Below are 17,683 nucleotides of genomic sequence, written 5' to 3'. Positions count from 1 at the left end.
CTAATAAAACAATGATATTCCTGCGTTGAAATAAAGATTCGGATTTCCGTTGTAAGCTGTATTTTGCTCCAAATCTTTGCTCAATGGAAACAATGTTGCAAAATTAGTAAATATTTTCAGGTCTGTTTTAGCGCTTACTTTTTGATAAAACTGCAATCCGAATTGAGGCCCTAATTTTGAAGCCGAATCAAATTCATGATCATTTTTAATAACGTTATCAAACAACAAAGAAGTTGAGGAAGCCGGCGTGTAAACCAAACTTTCGCTTAAAGGAAAATATGACATTGCGCCAATTTCAAGATTCACTTTTTGGGTATCTCTGTAGAAAATATCTTTATTAAATTTTAAATTTAAATTTAAGCTTTTTACATATTTATAAGTTTCACCTAACAAATCTATCGTTGAAAAATCGTTGTATATTCCTTCCAAAGTCGCCCCGAATTTTATTTTTTTATCATCTCTTAAAAGAAAATGATTGGCTGTTGAAAGTCTGTCCAAAGTCATTCTGTAATTTTGCCCAAACTCTGAAATATTGTAATTGTCACCTGTAATACTCTGGAAATTTACATTAGATATAAAGTCCATTTTATAACCTTTATACCAATAATTGGCATCGGTTTTATAATTCACAAGACGATATTTCATTTTCTCTAAACTCTCTTTAAAGAATGTGTCTCCGGTTTGAAAGTTGTTTAATTCTCCTGTATGGCCGTAAAGATTCTGCATCGCTTTACTGTAAGAAAAATTAATATTGAAAAAGTTTTTCTGGCTTTCAAAGGCATATCCTCCGCCAAAATTTTTGTCAATTGTCCTGTAACTGAAATTTGAATATGACGGGAAATAGGTCAATCTTCCGTAGCCGCTGGAAAATCTCACATAATATTCAGGATTTGCGGGCGCATTGATAAATTCATTCACCGACATAATATCGTAAGTCTCTGTTTTTCTTCCCAAACCCCCGAAAACGGAAAGTTGATGCTTGCCCAAACGATAGCCCCCAAATATTTTCCCTGAATAATCTGCCGTAGAAATTTCAGGTCTCGGATCGGATTTTCTGAACGAGCTTTGGTTTCTGTAATCAACTGTCGCTCCCAATTCCAAGCCTTTCCACATTTGGTAAGATAAACCTCCTTTAACGTGATAATTCTGAGTTTCCCAATTCGCTTTTTTAGGAACAAAAAGATAATGCGGATTTAGCACAAACTGATCTTCCGTTCTTTGATTGGTAAGATTAAAACCTAAATTTTTCTCCGTAACAAACTGATAATCAAAACTTCCTAAAAGTCTTAATTTCTCGGAAATATTAAAAATCCCCTGAGTTTTAAAGCCAAATTCATTAGAACTTTCTGCAGTCTGGGCTCTTTTCATGTTTAAATCTTTTACAACAGCGCTCAATTCGGTCTCTGTAAAATCTGAAAACTTTTGACTGGAAAACTGAATCGGATTATCCCAAATTCTGTTCAGCTGCTGATAATAAATCTGGTTGGTCGGTATAAAAATACTGTCACTCAATTGCGCCGAAACACAACCGAATGACAATATAGAAGCGATGTGAAAAATCTTAAATTTCATTATATTTTAAAAACCTTTCGGATTTGCATTTTTGATCACAAAATCATTTGCAGAGTTGTTGGTATCTTCCAAAACTATTCTTGCCGGTATATTTCCCTGAGCAGGAATCGTAGTTTTGGTTTTTCTGATCACCGCCTGAGAATTAAAAGCCGCATCACATTTCGTGAAAGAAGCATCAATCGAAGCGTTCAGCATTTTTGGTCTTTGAGCGTTGGGATTGTAATGTTGTAATTCAACTCCATCGATGATCACATTGGTCGGAATTTGTTTATAAAACTTGGTTGCAGCAACGACATTGGTAACCGAAGGATCCGAATAATCAGGAAATACATTAAAATCGTTTGCCTTAAAGATCACAAAACTGTCTCTTCCGGGATTATCCATTATAAAATCATTATTTCCGTTCCAATATCCCGGTCTTCCCCAAAAAGCAATTTCAACATCTTTTACGGCAGGATTCTGAATATCTGTTTTAAATACAGTTTCACCAATCGACAAATTAAAATCACCCAAATAAACTTCAAATTCAGATTGGCTCAAATCAACCGTTAATGAAGGATTCTGAATATTAATAGGCGAACCGTTGTTGTCTACCAAAGGAGATTTGTGGTTTACTGCATTTTGTGCAATTACAATACTTTGTCCCGGATAAATTGGATATTGCGTTCCATTTCCCGGAATTCTTGTGATGTAATCTGAATAAACATAATCTGTATTGGCGGAGTTTCCGGTGGCGGTCATTCCGATTGATTTGCTCCAGTCAAACTGTCCGTTTGCCTGAGAATATGCATTCACGGTTGTGTTTGTTTTACCGTAAAGCTGCGCAATATAAAGTCCGTCTGCATAGATTACTTCATTCGAATTATTATAAATTTCAATAAACTGATCTCTTACGCCCGCACCTTGAGTTGCATGAGAACCTGCATAATAAATCTGTTTAATCAATAAATCTCCTACTCTTGCAGATTTCAGTTCGATAACGGTGCTTTGTACATTTATATTAATTGTTGCATTGTCCTGAACACCATTAAAATTAATTTCAGAAACGGGAGCCGCGTAGCCGAATGTTGAATAAAATTCATCCGCTAAAATTTTCTTTGAAACCACAACTTTATACGTTCCCGGAATTACGCTTGAGAAATTGGCAAATCCGTTTGCATCTGTAGTTTCAGTATAGGTATCTCCCGAATTATTATTAGTTAAAACTACCGTTGCTCCTTTCGAATTTTTGGAACCGTAAGTGGCATCATATTTCACTTCTACTTTAAACGCTGTTGGCTGTAATGTACCGTTGTTGTTACCAAAATCATCTTCTCTACAAGAGAATAACAGCATCATGATTGCCAAAAAACTAAATAATTGTTTCATAGTATTTATTTAAAAAGAGTATTTTAAAATTGATATTCTATTTTTGCCCCGAAAGACAGCCTTAAAAGATCTGCTTTTACAGTTTCTACCGATCTTCCGTTTATAAATTCAAATTGTGTTTGCTTTAAATCAAGAAAATTATTGGCATAAAAAGAAAACCTGAATCCGTTTTTGAAATCTTTAGAAATCTTTAAATTGATATTGTGGAAAACCTGATCCAGACTTTTATTATTTTCATAAAAATCGGTATCCTTAATATTGGCAAACTGATTCGGATCATTGATCTGCTCTTGTGTAAGCATTATTTTTTCAAGATTTTTGTTTAAGTAAGCATATAATATTTTAGGATTAAAAATATTTTGATCATCAATGATGAAATGCTGGGTTCTTAAAGTAACAACCAATCCTGCTTTTGGCAAATGATAATTTAAAGCTGCGCTAATGTTAAACTGCTTATATTTTGCATCATGAGGCCTGTACAAACCATAAACCGCTTCCTGAGTAAGATCCTTTGTTAAAAAATATCTGTCGGTTCCTGAATTATTTTTTGTTTCAATATAGCTTCCGTTGATGTCAAGGCTGATATTTCTGATCGGAAGCTTGTTTAGGCTCATCATCAATTCCAAACCTTTATCTTCAGATTTCAGAGAGTTTACAAGTCTGCTTTGAAGATAAAAATAATCTGTATATCCTATAATATCGTATGTCGGAAGATCAGTCCCGCTTGTATTGATCTGAAGCTGTGCTAAACCTCTTTTATTGGCAAAGCTTTCGGACGTGAAACCGTCATAAAGGTTATTATAATACGCCGTTAAACCAACATTTCCGATAGGAAATTTATAATCAATTCCTATTTCGGAACGCATACTTTTTGAAGGCTTCAGGTTTTTATTGTCTGCAAAATCTACATAAGTCTGCATGATTCCCAGATTGTAAAATCCCGGAAGGCGCACGTCTGCCAAAATCACATCGTAATATCTTGGTCCTGTATAAATCATATTAATTCCCGGAGCTTTCGAAGAAATTCCGAATCCGCCTCTGAATTTGAAATTCTTATAAATCAAATAGGTATTAATTCTTGGCTGTAGCACAGAAGCTCCAAACTGATTATCAAATCTCAAACCTGCATTGAAATTGAAAATGTAGTTCCCAAATCTTTTAAAAATATTATCTTCAGCATATACAGAAAATTGGTATTCTGCTCTTATATTTTCGCCGTAATTATAAGGCCTGAACGCCTGTCCGGTTCCTGCAAACTGAGTAATAATAGATTCCGGGCTTCCCAATCTTCCGGCTCCTTTGTTGTCGCTGCTTCGCATTGAGGTTCCGATCAGGAAATTATGAATCCATTTTGATTCTGTTTTCAAATTTTTCTTTAGATCAGCAGAAAAAAACATAGAAATCGGTTTTCCTTCCACTTCCTGTACCTGAAAATAACTTGGCGGTGAATAAGTTCCCGTATAAATGCCTTCGTTGATGCTTGTTCCGACAAGACTTCCGCCTCCATTCAAAAGGCTTGATCTGTAAGAATTTTGATAGCCTTGGGAATAATTGGCATTGATATTTAAATTATCAAAGAAAAAATCCTTAAACCTCCAATTGAAACGATTTGAAATACGGATGTCTCTTTTTTTATTCTTTACAACCGTCATATTGATATCTTCCTCTTCAAAATTGGCATTGTCAAAATTGTTGCTGAAGTCTACCGAAAACGAGTTGCTTATGTTTTTATCTTTGTTATAAACCGTCCACATCAGATTGGTGGAAACTCTTTCGTAATTGTTGAACTTTGTGCGCGGATCAGAATTTGAACTTAAATAATTAAGATTTACATTTAAAAAACCAAGTTTATCATTGATTTTAAAACCTTTATTAAAGTTATATTCCTGAGTTCCATCTCTTAAAGCAACATACGCTCGGTAAGGAGTCCTTCCGCTTTTCTGCTGAATTGTGATCAAACCTGAAGTCAGATCGCCATATTTTGCAGAAGCAATACCTTGCACCACTTCTACGCTTTCGATGTTTTCAACAGGAATTTCTCTTAAATCTGCCCCAAAATTTGCATTGGAAAAATATCCTCCTTCTGCACCAAAACCTATTGTATTGGGGGAAAATACAGAACCTTGATTTCCCCAGGAATTTGAATTTGGTGTATAATTTCCGACGTAGCTTTGCATGTTTTCGTTGTTCGAAATCGGGATTCCGTCGACTACAATTGCAGTTCCGAAAGATTTATTACCAAAACCTTCATCACTTACATTATTTGGAACAATTGAACGGAAAACGATAGGCTTGAATTCATTTAAGTTGAGATTTTGAAGCTTTTGTCCGGGAATTTGTTCCAAAACTTCGTTTAAAGAAAACGCCTGAATATTTTTTAAGGCTTCTTCTTTAATTTCTATTTCAGAATAATTTTTCTTTTTGGCAGAAAGCATGATTTCTTTGATACGAATGGAAGCAATCTGCATTTCCACCGTAATTCTGTTTGCAGGAATTGTAACGTAAGACTTTTTTTCTTCAATCAAACCAGCTTTTGAAAAAACTAAGGTTTCATTAGAATTATAATTGATCTGAAAAGATCCTGACTGGTCAGTAACTGCCCAAATGCCAGTGTTCTCAATACCTACTTTAACACCCGAAATCGGCCTCTTGTTATCAGCTTCCACTACAATCCCGGTCAAAGTCTGGCCACTTACGGAAAGTATAACAAACTGAAAAGCAAGAAGTAAAACTTTCTTCTTCAATTTCAACAATTTTCGGCAAAATTATTTATAATTTTTCTAAATAAAAACAATAATTGGTTATTTTTTTGTGATTTATTTCATAGGTGCAATAAAAAAGAGAAGCAAATTGCCTCTCTTTATATTTAAACATAATTATTTATAAATCTACATATGAAGCGCTCTTTTTCCGGTAGCATCCAACGCAGCTTCTTTTACAGCTTCTGCATAAGTAGGGTGCGCATGAGAACTTCTTGCGATATCTTCGGCACTTGCACGGAATTCCATTGCAATTACCCCTTCAGCAACCAAATCTGCCGCTCTCGCTCCTATCATATGGAAACCAAGAACTTCATCAGTTTTTTCGTCAGCAATGATTTTCACCAAGCCATCGATATCGCCACTTGCACGGCTTCTTCCTAAAGCTCTCATTGGGAAAGTTCCTATTTTGTAAGCCACTCCTTCTTCTTTCAACTGCTCTTCAGTTTTACCAACTCCCGCAACTTCAGGCCAAGTGTAAACAACACCAGGAATTAAGTTGTAATTAATGTGAGGTTTTTGTCCGGCTAAAGTTTCAGCAACAAAAACGCCTTCTTCTTCAGCTTTGTGAGCCAACATTGCCCCTTTAATTACATCACCGATTGCGTATATATTTGCAACGTTGGTCTGTAAATGGTCGTTTGTTTTTACTCTTCCTCTTTCGTCAAGCTCAACACCCGCTTTTTCAAGTCCAAGTCCGTCTGTGTAAGGCTTTCTTCCTACAGAAACCAGACAGTAATCTCCTTCAACCGTTACTTCTTCTCCTTTTTTGTCTTTAGCAGTGATTTTCACAGAATCTCCGTTTCTTTCAACTGCTGAAACCGCTGTGGAAAGCATAAATTTCATTCCTTGTTTTTTAAGAACTTTAGTTAATTCTTTACTTAAAGCTCCATCCATTGTAGGAATGATTTTGTCCATAAACTCAACAACGGTAACCTGAGCGCCTAATCTTAAATAAACAGAACCTAATTCCAGACCGATAACTCCGCCACCGATAACTACCAAATGCTTAGGAATTTCTTTAAGATTTAAAGCTTCCGTAGAAGTGATCACTCTTTCTTTATCTAAAGTAATGAACGGTAAAGATGATGGTTTCGAACCTGTTGCGATGATGATATATTTGGATTCTATCGTTTCGGAAGAACCGTCGTTTTTTGTGATTTTAACCTGAGTTGCAGATTCAAAACTTCCAAGACCTTCAAAAACAGTGATTTTATTTTTGTCCATCAAAAAGTTAATTCCTTTTGTCGTCTGATCTACCACTTCGTTTTTTCTTGTCACCATTCTTGCGATATCCGCTTTGGGCTCATTAATGATAATTCCGTGGCTTTCAAAATTGTGTTTTGCATTTTCGAAATGTTCAGAACTATCCAAAAGCGCTTTTGACGGAATACATCCAACGTTAAGACAAGTTCCGCCTAAAGTTGAATATTTTTCAATAATTGCTGTTTTGAAACCTAATTGCGCAGCACGGATTGCAGCCACATAACCACCAGGACCAGAACCTATTACGACAACATCGAATTGACTCATTTTATATAAAATTTTATTTGTTTAGAAATATCATACAAATTTACTAAAAATTAGCCTGATAAGAAAGTAACCTACTTAATTATCATTTGAAGATTTTCATCCTGTTTTAAAACAATATTTCCGTAAGACTTTGTCTTTATTTTTACATTCTTTGTTTTGAAGGTTATTTTTGTGATTTTTGTAACATTTACATCTTTTATTTCTTTTAAATACAAATTAATTTCTCCTATTTCAAACTTCAATCCATTGCCTGTGTTTTTATATTGTACGTTGAAGTTTTCAAGCTCGTTTTTTAATTGCATAAAAGAAGAAGACGAGCAATCGATAAAAATTTCTGATACTTTCTCGGCAAAAGAATTTTTATTATACGCTTTTTTGAGAAAGCTTTCTCTGCTAAATTTTTTGAAATCCTTATGATAAAGTTTTGTCAGAAAATTCGGGTTATAAAATGCATACCAAATAGATAAATTATCATTATATTTTTGATAATACGCATCATACCAAATTATTTTTTTATCTGCAAAAGTATAATTTGCTGTACTTTTTTCAAATTTAATGTTTCTGTTGTTTTGAAAATCTGCAATTTTATAATCAAAAGGAAGTTCTGTGTCAAATGAAAAGCCGAAACCAATAGCATTTACAGGTTCCTTGAATTTATTTTCAGGACCCATCAATTCAATATAAACGTTTTTAAAGCGCAGATATAAAGTTGTAGATTCAGACGTAATTTCAGCAAAATTGGGCATTCCGGAATCTTGCGAAAAAGTATTTTTCAGGCCTTCATCACTTCTTAAATTTTCGAAAGTAATGCTATCAACAACAAAATAAAAGTGATTAAGTTTAAGTTCTTTGTTTTTTTGAGATAAACAAAAACCAAATATTAAAGTAAAAATTAAACTTACAAATTTCATAAAGTACTTAAGAATTAAAATATTGGTATTTATTTAAATAATCTCTAGCAAATTCTTATTTTTTCACCAAATTCAGCAAAGTTTTTTCATATCTATCCAAAATTATCTCTTTAGAAAACCTTGATTTGATGGAATTTTTTATCCAGTCTTTATCATAATTGCGATGCAAAACATTCATTATTTTTTGAGCAAAATCTTCATGATTATCTATATTTCCTATTTCTCCGTTGATATCGTTTTGGATAATTTCGTTGATTCCGCCCGGACAATTGTTGGCTAAAGAATAGGTTCCGCAAGCTCCGGCTTCCAGCAAAACATTGGGAAAACCTTCGTATCGGGAAGATAAAATAAAAAGATCGGCAAATTTTAAAAACTGATAAGGATTTTCTTGTCTGCCGTGAAAAATAACGTTTTTTAAACCCAGAAAATCTTTCATCTGATGAAGAATTTCACGGTCTCTTCCATCACCTAAAATATGTAGAATTATTTTTTCATTTTTAAGCCTTGAAAATACTTTCAGCAAATTATCAAAACCTTTTCGGGCAGATAAATTACCGATGGCTACAACGTTTTTATAATTATATTTAAAACTTTCAGGCTTACTTGAAATCAGAAGTTTTTCATTAATAAAGTCAAAATCTACAGGATTATTTATTTTAATGATTTTTGAGCGGCTGATCTTAAAATTCTTGATCAGATCATTCATCATATCATCACTTTGGGCAATAATATGGTGATAATTGTTGTAAAAATTATAGAAAAACTTAATCTCTTTTTTGATCACATGCTGCGAAACAACATTGGTTTCCCGAGCTATGAATTTAATCTTTGGAAAAAGCTTAATAAACATAGACAAATAAGCATTTACCTCACCAAATCCCGAAAATACAATATCCGGCTTTCTACGATAAATCTGTGATAAAATCGGCTTTAAGGAATGCCTGATTCTTTCTGTATTGATATCGATAATTTCGACATCTTTTTTAAGAAAATCCAAATAACCACCTTGCTTCCGCAACAGCAATATCTTTGGCTCAAACCGATCACGTGAAAGATGATTTGCTATGGTGGTAATGATTCTTTCTGCGCCTCCTGTCTCAAGATCCGGCAGAATAAACATAACAGAAATTTTCTTTTTCATAATAAAAACCTTACCCAAAACAGGATAAGATTGTGTTTTTAATTAGCTACATCACTGATGAATTTTATTCTCAACATTCGTACTTCTTCATCCGAAAGCTCATCTCCAAACTCATCAAGCAATACTTTCATGCTGTCGCTTTCAGATTCATTCATAAATTCCATGAAGCCGTCTACGATATCTTCGTCAAAATTATCTTCAATATAATAATCAATATTCAATTTAGTACCCTGATAAACAATACGTTCCATCTCTTTCAGCAAATCTTCCATTGAAAGATTCTTGGCTCTTGCAATGTCTTCAAGATCAATCTTCTTGTCGGTGCTTTGAATGATGAAAACTTTGTGACTAGATTTATTAGCAACATTTTTCAACACCATATCCTGAGTCCGCTCTATATTATTATCTTCAACATATTGAGAGATAAAATCGGCAAATTCTTTACCGTACTTTTTAGCTTTCCCTTCGCCGACACCGTAAATTTTTGCAATTTCATCAACTGTGATTGGATATTGCACGGTCATATCTTCCAGACTCGGATCCATAAAAACCGTGTATGGCGGAATTCCGTGTTTTTTGGCAACTTTTTTTCTTAATTCTTTAAGCTGGGCAAATAGATTCTGATCGAGACTGCCGCTTGCCTGCATCTGAACCTGATCGCTGTCTGCTTTCGTTTGTGACAAATTAAATTCACGGTCTTCAGCAATCAGAAAAGATTCTTTATACTGCCCGTCTAAAACCTGTTGACCTTTTGGTGAAATTTTTAAAACACCATAAGTTTCAATATCTTTCTGTAGAAAATTCTGAACCGTTGCCTGTCTTAAAATTGTTTTCCAGTAATTTTCTTTTTCACCTTTTCCAAAACCAAAAAATGAACTCTGTTCCAATTTATAGGACTTCGTAACAGCGTTTTCCTTCCCTACAATTACTGAAATAATATCTTTAGATTTAAATTTTTCTTTGGTTTCATCAATAAGTTCCAGCGTTTTTACCAAATCTTTGGTTGCATCCTTGAGCTTTGGCGGATTCGATGCGTTATCACACATTTTAGCTCCAGGACCATTAACAGGATCAAAAGTTTCACCGAAATAGTATAAAATATACTGTCTTCTGCTCATTGAGGTTTCGGCATATCCGACCACTTCATTTAGAAGCTGTAAACCAATTTCTCTTTCGGAAACAGGCTTTTGAGCTAAGAATTTTTCCAGTTTTTCAATATCTTTCGGATCGTAAAAAGCCAAACAATGGCCTTCACCTCCATCCCGACCTGCACGCCCGGTTTCCTGATAATAGCTTTCTAATGATTTTGGGAAATCGTAATGAATAACAAAACGTACATCCGGCTTGTCGATTCCCATTCCGAATGCGATGGTCGCAACGATAACATCAGCTTCTTCCATCAAAAATTTATCCTGATTGGTGACTCTTATTTTCTGGTCCAAACCTGCATGATAAGGCAACGCATTAATGCCGTTTACCTGTAAAAGTTGAGAAAACTCCTCTACTTTTCTTCGGCTCAGACAATATATGATTCCTGATTTCCCTTTATTTTTATTGATGAATCTTACAATTTCTTTATCAACATTCACCTTTGGGCAAACTTCGTAATATAAATTGGGACGGTTGAAGCTTTCTTTAAAAACAAGAGCATCCGTCATTCCCAGCGTTTTCTGAATATCGTCCTGAACCTTTGGTGTAGCCGTTGCTGTAAGAGCAATCACGGGAACATCTGCAATTTTATCGATGATAAATTTTAAATTCCTGTATTCCGGCCTGAAATCATGGCCCCACTCTGAAATACAATGCGCTTCATCAATCGCGAAGAAAGAAATTTTCACATCTTTGAAAAAATCAAGATAATCTTCTTTAATCAGTGATTCGGGGGCAACATATAAAAGTTTTGTTTTTCCGCTTTTTATATCATCAAAAACCTGTTTGGTCTGTGTTTTGTTGAGAGAAGAATTAAGGACATGGGCTACTCCATTTTCAGATGACAGACCGTTGACGGCATCCACCTGATTTTTCATCAATGCAATCAATGGCGAAACCACAATGGCTGTACCTTCTGAAATAAGAGCAGGAAGCTGGTAGCATAAAGATTTCCCGCCTCCGGTAGGCATCAGAACAAAAATGTCTTTGCCTTCTAATAGTTTTTCTATAATAAGCTCCTGCTGACCTTTAAATGTAGAAAACCCGAAGTATTTCTTTAATTCACCCGATAAATTGGCTTTTTTTGCGCTCATCTAATTTTGTATTGCTAAATTTGCATCTATCCCAAAGTTATAACATTTTTACCTAAAATAAAAGTAAACCGATTTATAAAAAATAAAAGCTGCGTTAAACATTCTTAAATATCACAGTTTAAGTTGGGGATATTGTAATTAGAAATCATACCGGAAATGGACACATCAAACCTTATCTCGATCGCTAAGAGCACATTAGCCATAGAAATTGCGGAATTAGAAAAATTAAAAAACAGAATAAATGATGAGTTTGTAAAAGCTGTAGAAATCATTCATTCGGCAAAAGGAAAATTAATCGTTGTAGGAATCGGAAAATCCGCTCATGTCGGAAATAAAATCGTTGCCACTTTAAATTCTACTGGCACGCCTTCGCAATTTTTGCACGCTTCAGAGGCTATTCATGGGGATTTAGGAGTTATTCAGAAACAGGATGTTGTTTTGTGTATTTCAAATTCGGGAAATTCTCCTGAAATCACCAATCTTGTTACTTATCTGAAAGATTATTCTTCCGCTTTAATAGGAATGACCGGAAACCGAAAAAGTAAGCTTGCGGAACATTCTGACATTATTTTAGATACTCACGTCGATCTTGAAGCTTGCCCAAATAAGCTGGCTCCAACAAGCTCGACAACGTTACAAATGGCTTTAGGTGACGCTTTAGCAATTTGTTTAATGGAATTAAATGATTTTAAAGAAAATGATTTTGCAAAGTTTCATCCGGGCGGAAGTCTGGGGAAAAATTTAACGGCAAGAGTTGAGCAGTTTGTTTCTTCGCAAAAACCTAAAGTGACGGAAGAATCTTCAATTCGTGACGTTATTATTTCAATCAGCGCCTCAAGTCACGGAATTACGGTTGTAACAAACGAAGAAAAAATAATCGGCGTGATTACCGACGGAGATTTGAGAAGAATGTTGCTGAATGGTGAAGATATTTCTAAAGTTTCAGCAAAAAACATCATGTCGGCAAATCCAAAAACAATTGAGAAAAATGCTCTTGCTAAAGAAGCGATGAAGATTTTGAAAGATAATAACATCGGACAATTAATTGTAACAGAAAACAATCAATATTTCGGCATTATCGATCTGCATAAATTATTAGACGAAGGAATTAATTAAGCTGGAAGGCTGAAGTTGGAAGCTGGAAGTTAATTTTAACTTCGCTTTAGTTTCTTCCAACTCCTCGCTTTTTTTCTTACATTTGAAACATAAAAAAAATATTCTGTGAGTGAAGGTAAAGACATGTCTTTTTTCGGACATATTGGGGAACTGAGAGGCCATCTCATCCGCTCGATTATTGCTATTGTAGTTGCCGCTTTTGTTGTCGGATTTAATATCAACTGGATCATGGACCATATTTTTTTCGGACCCACCAGAAATGATTTTCCTACTTTCAAAATTGTAAATCATTTTTCGAGAATGCTTTTAGGAGAAGACAGCATTGCCCTGCCGGCGGAGTTTCCCGTGCGTGTACAAAGATTGTATCAGCAGTTTAATGTGATGATGGCGGTTTCTATTTTTGGCGGGTTTGTGATTGGCTTTCCTTATATCGTTTGGGAATTGTGGAGATTTATCAGTCCGGCTTTACATCCCAATGAAAGAAAAAACTCTATTTTTATTATCAATTCTGTCTGGATTTTATTTATGACCGGAGTTCTATGCGGTTATTTTCTGATTCTTCCTTTCGCCGTTAATTTTGGAGTTATTTTCAAAATTTCAGATATTATCGTGCCTTTATATGATTTGAGTGATTATACTACACTTTTCTTACAGGTTGTTTTGGGAATGGGCGTTGTTTTTCTTTTTCCGGTTCTTATTTATTTCCTTACAAGCATCGGCATTTTGAGCCCAACCTTTATGAAAACTTATAGAAGACACGCTATTGTTTTAATCATGGTTGTTGCAGCAATTATCACTCCGGCAGATGTATTAAGCATGATGATGGCGGCTTTACCGTTGTTATTGCTTTACGAATTCAGTATTTTGATGTGTTCATATACTTATAAAAAAATACAGAAAAGAGACAGTAAATTGCCTGTCATAAGATAAAATTATATGATGGGAAAATCTTCTATCTGAATTAAAAAGAATAGTTTATTGATATAAAAAATTAATAAGTTATTTTTTTACATTTAATTTTCAATAATTACTGAAAGTTCAAAAAGTTTTATTTATATTTGTTTAGAAATTGAAACGCTATAATGATGAACACAATTTATAAAACATTAAATTATTTCATTGCAGCAGTCTGGCTCATTAACGGTCTGTTTTGTAAAGTTCTCAACAATGTTCCTCGTCATGAGCAAATTATTGCCAGAATTTTAAGCAGTGATCATTCAAGGATTTTAACTATTCTTATTGGCATTTCAGAAATCGTAATGGCTTTATGGATATTATCCGGAATTAAAACCAGACTTAATGCAATGATTCAAATTATTGTGGTTGCATCAATGAATATTCTCGAATTTATTTTAGTTCCAGATTTGCTACTTTGGGGTCATTACAATTCGTTGTTTGCTCTTTTATTCATTCTGCTTATTTACTTCAATGAATTTCATTTAAACCATAAAACTTCAAAAATATAATGTTGAACTTTTTAAAAAATCATCCGTTTGCTGTAGAAGCTTTCTTCGAAAGCTCGCTTGTTTTCACTTTTGCAGTTCCGAAAAAAGAGATGCAGCACCTTATTCCTGAATGTCTTGAACTGGATACTTTTCAGGACAAATGGGCGTTTGTAGCTGCAGCAATGGTACAGACAAAAGATTTGCGTCCAAAAGGTTTTCCAAAATTTCTGGGAAATGATTTTTTTCTGATCGGCTATCGTGTATTTGTGAAATATACCAACAACGCAGGAAAAAGGCTGCGCGGCTTATATATTTTAAAATCTGAAACCGATAAAAAGAAAATGGAATTTATGGGGAATATCTTTACCCATTATAATTATACGACGACAGATATTCAACAAATTGACAATCAAAACGGAAAAGAAATTCGTTCAATTCAATCCAAATTCAATGTAAAATTAAATAATACCGAAGAAAACATTGCACTTCCGGAAAACTCACCATTTGCAGACTGGAAAGAAGCAAGAAGATTTGCAGGACCGTTGCCTTTCACTTTTACTTATAATGAAAAAAAGAAAGAAGTTTTGATCATTGAAGGCGTAAGACAAAACTGGACTCCTGAACCTGTAAAAGTTGTGAATTATCATTTTGAATTTTTAAATACTTTACAACTCAAAAATCCAATTTTAGCCAATGCTTTTGTCATTAAAAACATACCATATTACTGGAAAAAAGGAAAAACTGAATCATGGAAATAAATAGAAGAAAATTTCAGGGAGTTTTGAATATTTTAAGCTTTAACCGTCATTTTTATATCATTGGAATTGCGATTTTAGCTTTAATTATCATCAGCCACAAAATCTTTGGCTGGTCGGATATTCTTTATTGGATCATCTTTGCTGCATTCATTTACGGATTGATTATGCCATTAATTGTCTCAGCGTATGTTTATGATTTTTCAGGATATTATAGTTTCAAATGGCTTAAAAACTGTTCGATTGATCAATCAAATGTAAAGCAAGTAATTAATATTAATGCTGGTTTTGACGAAACAAGTTTTATCATTAAAAATAATTTTCCGAATGCAGATTTGAAAGTTTTTGATTTTTATGATTCGGAACAACATACAGAACCGGCGATTGTAAGAGCTAGAAAAGTAAGTTCAGTTTATCCAAATACAAAACAAATAAAATCAAATTCAATAGCAATGAATAATGATTCTGTTGATCTTGTTTTTTTGCTTTCTGCGATTCATGAGATCAGATCAGATGAAGAAAAAATTCAGTTTTTAAAAGAATGTCATCGTGTATGCAAACCAAATGGAAAAGTAATAATGGTAGAACATTTACGAGATTTTCCAAATTTCCTGGTTTTTTCTGTAGGATTTACACATTTTTTCTCTAAAAGAGTTTGGAAAAATGCTTTTAAAAATTCCGGTTTTAAAACTTTTGATGAAGTTAAGTTTACTCCGTTCATGTCTATTTTTATTTGTACAACATAAAATTCATTACAATGCATATTCATTTATTTATCATTGGAATTATTTTCATTCTTTTAGCATTGATACATCTTGTTTTTCCAAAATATTTCGATTGGGAAAAGGAATTTAAATCTTTAAATCTGATCAATCGTCAAATAATGAAAATACATACCATTTTCATTGCTTTAACAGTATTTTTAATGGGTTTGCTCTGTCTCACTTCTGCAAATGAATTGATTGAAACGAATCTCGGCAGAAAAATAATTTTTGGATTTGCAATTTTTTGGAGTATACGGCTGATCATTCAGTTTTTTGGTTATTCTTCAAAATTGTGGAAAGGAAAAGTTTTTGAAACTTCAATACATATCATTTTCTCCATACTTTGGATATACATAAGTTTTATCTTCTGGATCATATATTTCAGTTTTTGATGCAGAGTATTGAAATTAATTTTTCTATTTTTGATTACATCAAATTTCATCACTAATGAAAAAACTTTCATATTCAGTTTTATTGGCTTCCGGACTTGCTTTCGGACAGTTCTTTGAGAAACCCACAACTTTTACAAAACAAGATACTTTAAAAGGCTCCAACACAGAATACCGTAATTTTTGGGATGTCAAAAAATATGAATTGTCTGTAGAACCCAACTTCGACAAAAAAAGTATTAAAGGAAATAATAAAATCAGTTTTGAAATCATTAAAGATGTAAATAATCCTGTTTTTCAGATCGATCTTCAACAGCCGATGAAAGCCGAAAAAGTAGAAGCAAGCTTTCCAATTGCCAATTATAAGCAAGACGGAGATTTTATCTGGATCAAAACCAATAAAAGCTTTAAAAAAGGAGAAAAATACACAATCGACGTTACCTATTCCGGAAACCCGATCATTGCTAAAAGAGCACCTTGGGATGGCGGTTGGGTTTTTGAAAAAGATGAAAAAGGAAATCCGTGGATGAGCGTTGCAGATGAAGGAATCGGAGCTTCAGTTTGGCTTCCAACCAAAGATATTTGGAGCGATGAGCCTGACAACGGAATTATTATGAAAATCATTACTCCAAAAGATCTTGTCGGAATCGGAAACGGAAGATTAATCGATAAAAAGACAGAAAATGGCAAAAATGTTTTCATCTGGGAAGTGAAAAATCCGATCAATGCTTATTCTATTATTCCGAATATAGGAAAATATGTGAATTTTAAAGATTGTTATAATGGAGAAAAAGGAAAGCTTGATTTAGATTACTGGGTTTTAGATTATAATTTAGATAAGGCAAAAAAACAGTTTCAGCAGGTTAAGCCAATGTTGAAGGCTTTTGAGCATTGGTTTGGTCCGTATCCTTTTTACGAAGATTCTTATAAACTGGTTGAATCTCCTTATTTGGGTATGGAACATCAAAGTAATGTTGCGTATGGTAATCAATATATGAATGGCTATTTGGGAAATGATCTTTCGGGGACCGGTGTGGGTTTGAACTGGGATTATATCATCATTCATGAAAGTGGCCACGAATGGTTTGCTAACAATATTACGGCAAAAGATCAGGCGGATATGTGGATTCATGAAAGTTTTACGACGTATTCCGAAGTGCTTTTCACCGAAGATTATATGGATAAAAAATCTGCAGAAACATATGCTCAGGGAATTCAGAATAACATAAACAACGATATTCCGATAATCGGCAAATACGGGGTGAGAAACGAAGGCAGCGGAGATATGTATCCGAAAGGCGCAAGCATGATTCATACAATGAGGCAGATTATCAATAATGATGATAAATTCAGACAAATTTTAAGAGGTTTAAACAAAGATTTTTATCATCAGACGGTTACAAGCGAACAGATTGAAAAATATATTTCAGAAAAATCGGGAATCGACTTTTCGAGTATTTTCGATCAATATTTAAGAACAACAAAAGTTCCGGTTTTAGAATATTCTCAAAACGGCACAGAACTGAAATATCGTTTTGCAAACGTGGTTAAAAACCTTAATCTTCCTGTAAGAATTGGCGATCAGACGATTTCGCCGACCGAATCCTGGCAAAAGGTGAAGCTGAAAAGTGGAGCGCCTGTTGAGTTTGATATGAATTATTATATTGATTATAAGAAAGTGCAATAA

General features: G+C 33.9%; 14 protein-coding genes. 7 read left to right on the top strand and 7 right to left on the bottom strand.

All coding sequences use genetic code 11. From position 1 onward, the window contains the following. From AC6CHK_RS05800 to recQ, 7 genes are all read right to left on the bottom strand, one after another. Entirely contained in the window at window positions 1-1,572 is a 1,572-nt protein-coding gene (locus tag AC6CHK_RS05800) for a DUF6850 family outer membrane beta-barrel protein (RefSeq protein WP_498094416.1), read from the bottom strand. 6 nt (window positions 1,573-1,578) lie between these two features. After that, entirely contained in the window at window positions 1,579-2,940 is a 1,362-nt protein-coding gene (locus AC6CHK_RS05795; RefSeq protein ID WP_498094414.1) for a DUF4876 domain-containing protein, read from the bottom strand. Window positions 2,941-2,963: 23 nt separating this feature from the next. After that, window positions 2,964-5,684: a TonB-dependent receptor gene (locus AC6CHK_RS05790; protein ID WP_498094412.1), complete on the bottom strand. Its 2,721-nt coding sequence runs from the start codon at window positions 5,682-5,684 to the stop codon at window positions 2,964-2,966. Between the two features lie 144 nt (window positions 5,685-5,828). Further along, window positions 5,829-7,232: a dihydrolipoyl dehydrogenase gene (lpdA, locus tag AC6CHK_RS05785; protein WP_498094410.1), complete on the bottom strand. Its 1,404-nt coding sequence runs from the start codon at window positions 7,230-7,232 to the stop codon at window positions 5,829-5,831. Between the two features lie 71 nt (window positions 7,233-7,303). Continuing rightward, window positions 7,304-8,143, bottom strand: a complete 840-nt coding sequence (locus AC6CHK_RS05780; protein WP_498094408.1) for a DUF5829 family protein — start codon at window positions 8,141-8,143, stop codon at window positions 7,304-7,306. Between the two features lie 55 nt (window positions 8,144-8,198). Beyond that, window positions 8,199-9,284 (bottom strand): glycosyltransferase, encoded by a 1,086-nt coding sequence (locus AC6CHK_RS05775; RefSeq protein WP_498094407.1) that lies wholly within the window; start codon window positions 9,282-9,284, stop codon window positions 8,199-8,201. Window positions 9,285-9,322: 38 nt separating this feature from the next. After that, window positions 9,323-11,527 (bottom strand): DNA helicase RecQ, encoded by a 2,205-nt coding sequence (gene recQ, locus AC6CHK_RS05770; RefSeq protein ID WP_498094405.1) that lies wholly within the window; start codon window positions 11,525-11,527, stop codon window positions 9,323-9,325. Window positions 11,528-11,683: 156 nt separating this feature from the next. Between recQ and AC6CHK_RS05765 the strand changes: the two genes are divergently transcribed. The 7 genes from AC6CHK_RS05765 to AC6CHK_RS05735 all read left to right on the top strand — a co-directional run bounded on the left by AC6CHK_RS05765 (window position 11,684) and on the right by AC6CHK_RS05735 (window position 17,683). Further along, window positions 11,684-12,643 carry a KpsF/GutQ family sugar-phosphate isomerase gene (locus AC6CHK_RS05765; protein ID WP_498094403.1) on the top strand — a complete coding sequence of 320 codons (960 nt, stop codon included), beginning with the start codon at window positions 11,684-11,686 and terminating at the stop codon, window positions 12,641-12,643. Between the two features lie 105 nt (window positions 12,644-12,748). Continuing rightward, complete coding sequence (gene tatC, locus AC6CHK_RS05760) at window positions 12,749-13,573, top strand: twin-arginine translocase subunit TatC (RefSeq protein WP_498094401.1); 825 nt, start codon at window positions 12,749-12,751, stop codon at window positions 13,571-13,573. Between the two features lie 152 nt (window positions 13,574-13,725). Beyond that, window positions 13,726-14,109, top strand: a complete 384-nt coding sequence (locus AC6CHK_RS05755) for a DoxX-like family protein (RefSeq protein WP_498094399.1) — start codon at window positions 13,726-13,728, stop codon at window positions 14,107-14,109. Then, window positions 14,109-14,846: a DUF2071 domain-containing protein gene (locus AC6CHK_RS05750; RefSeq protein ID WP_498094397.1), complete on the top strand. Its 738-nt coding sequence runs from the start codon at window positions 14,109-14,111 to the stop codon at window positions 14,844-14,846. Before AC6CHK_RS05755 ends, AC6CHK_RS05750 begins: the two co-directional genes overlap by 1 nt. Continuing rightward, window positions 14,837-15,589 (top strand): class I SAM-dependent methyltransferase, encoded by a 753-nt coding sequence (locus tag AC6CHK_RS05745; RefSeq protein WP_498094395.1) that lies wholly within the window; start codon window positions 14,837-14,839, stop codon window positions 15,587-15,589. Before AC6CHK_RS05750 ends, AC6CHK_RS05745 begins: the two co-directional genes overlap by 10 nt. Window positions 15,590-15,600: 11 nt before the next feature. Continuing rightward, window positions 15,601-15,999 carry a hypothetical protein gene (locus AC6CHK_RS05740; RefSeq protein WP_498094393.1) on the top strand — a complete coding sequence of 133 codons (399 nt, stop codon included), beginning with the start codon at window positions 15,601-15,603 and terminating at the stop codon, window positions 15,997-15,999. 55 nt (window positions 16,000-16,054) lie between these two features. Beyond that, window positions 16,055-17,683, top strand: coding sequence for a M1 family metallopeptidase (locus tag AC6CHK_RS05735; protein WP_498094391.1), 1,629 nt, complete (start codon window positions 16,055-16,057; stop codon window positions 17,681-17,683).

The organism is Chryseobacterium sp. GQ58 (assembly GCF_059758895.1).
The sequence above is the reverse complement of the archived record's forward strand: the minus strand, read 5'-3'. Positions and strand labels throughout refer to the sequence as shown.

Bases quoted from the DNA above. Each gene is read 5' to 3' on its own strand.
- AC6CHK_RS05800 (WP_498094416.1), bottom strand. From the start codon at position 1,572: ATGAAATTTAAGATTTTTCACATCGCTTCTATATTGTCATTCGGTTGT.
- AC6CHK_RS05795 (WP_498094414.1), bottom strand. From the start codon at position 2,940: ATGAAACAATTATTTAGTTTTTTGGCAATCATGATGCTGTTATTCTCT.
- lpdA (WP_498094410.1), bottom strand. From the start codon at position 7,232: ATGAGTCAATTCGATGTTGTCGTAATAGGTTCTGGTCCTGGTGGTTAT.
- AC6CHK_RS05780 (WP_498094408.1), bottom strand. From the start codon at position 8,143: ATGAAATTTGTAAGTTTAATTTTTACTTTAATATTTGGTTTTTGTTTA.
- AC6CHK_RS05775 (WP_498094407.1), bottom strand. From the start codon at position 9,284: ATGAAAAAGAAAATTTCTGTTATGTTTATTCTGCCGGATCTTGAGACA.
- recQ (WP_498094405.1), bottom strand. From the start codon at position 11,527: ATGAGCGCAAAAAAAGCCAATTTATCGGGTGAATTAAAGAAATACTTC.
- AC6CHK_RS05765 (WP_498094403.1), top strand. From the start codon at position 11,684: ATGGACACATCAAACCTTATCTCGATCGCTAAGAGCACATTAGCCATA.
- AC6CHK_RS05755 (WP_498094399.1), top strand. From the start codon at position 13,726: ATGATGAACACAATTTATAAAACATTAAATTATTTCATTGCAGCAGTC.
- AC6CHK_RS05750 (WP_498094397.1), top strand. From the start codon at position 14,109: ATGTTGAACTTTTTAAAAAATCATCCGTTTGCTGTAGAAGCTTTCTTC.
- AC6CHK_RS05745 (WP_498094395.1), top strand. From the start codon at position 14,837: ATGGAAATAAATAGAAGAAAATTTCAGGGAGTTTTGAATATTTTAAGC.
- AC6CHK_RS05740 (WP_498094393.1), top strand. From the start codon at position 15,601: ATGCATATTCATTTATTTATCATTGGAATTATTTTCATTCTTTTAGCA.
- AC6CHK_RS05735 (WP_498094391.1), top strand. From the start codon at position 16,055: ATGAAAAAACTTTCATATTCAGTTTTATTGGCTTCCGGACTTGCTTTC.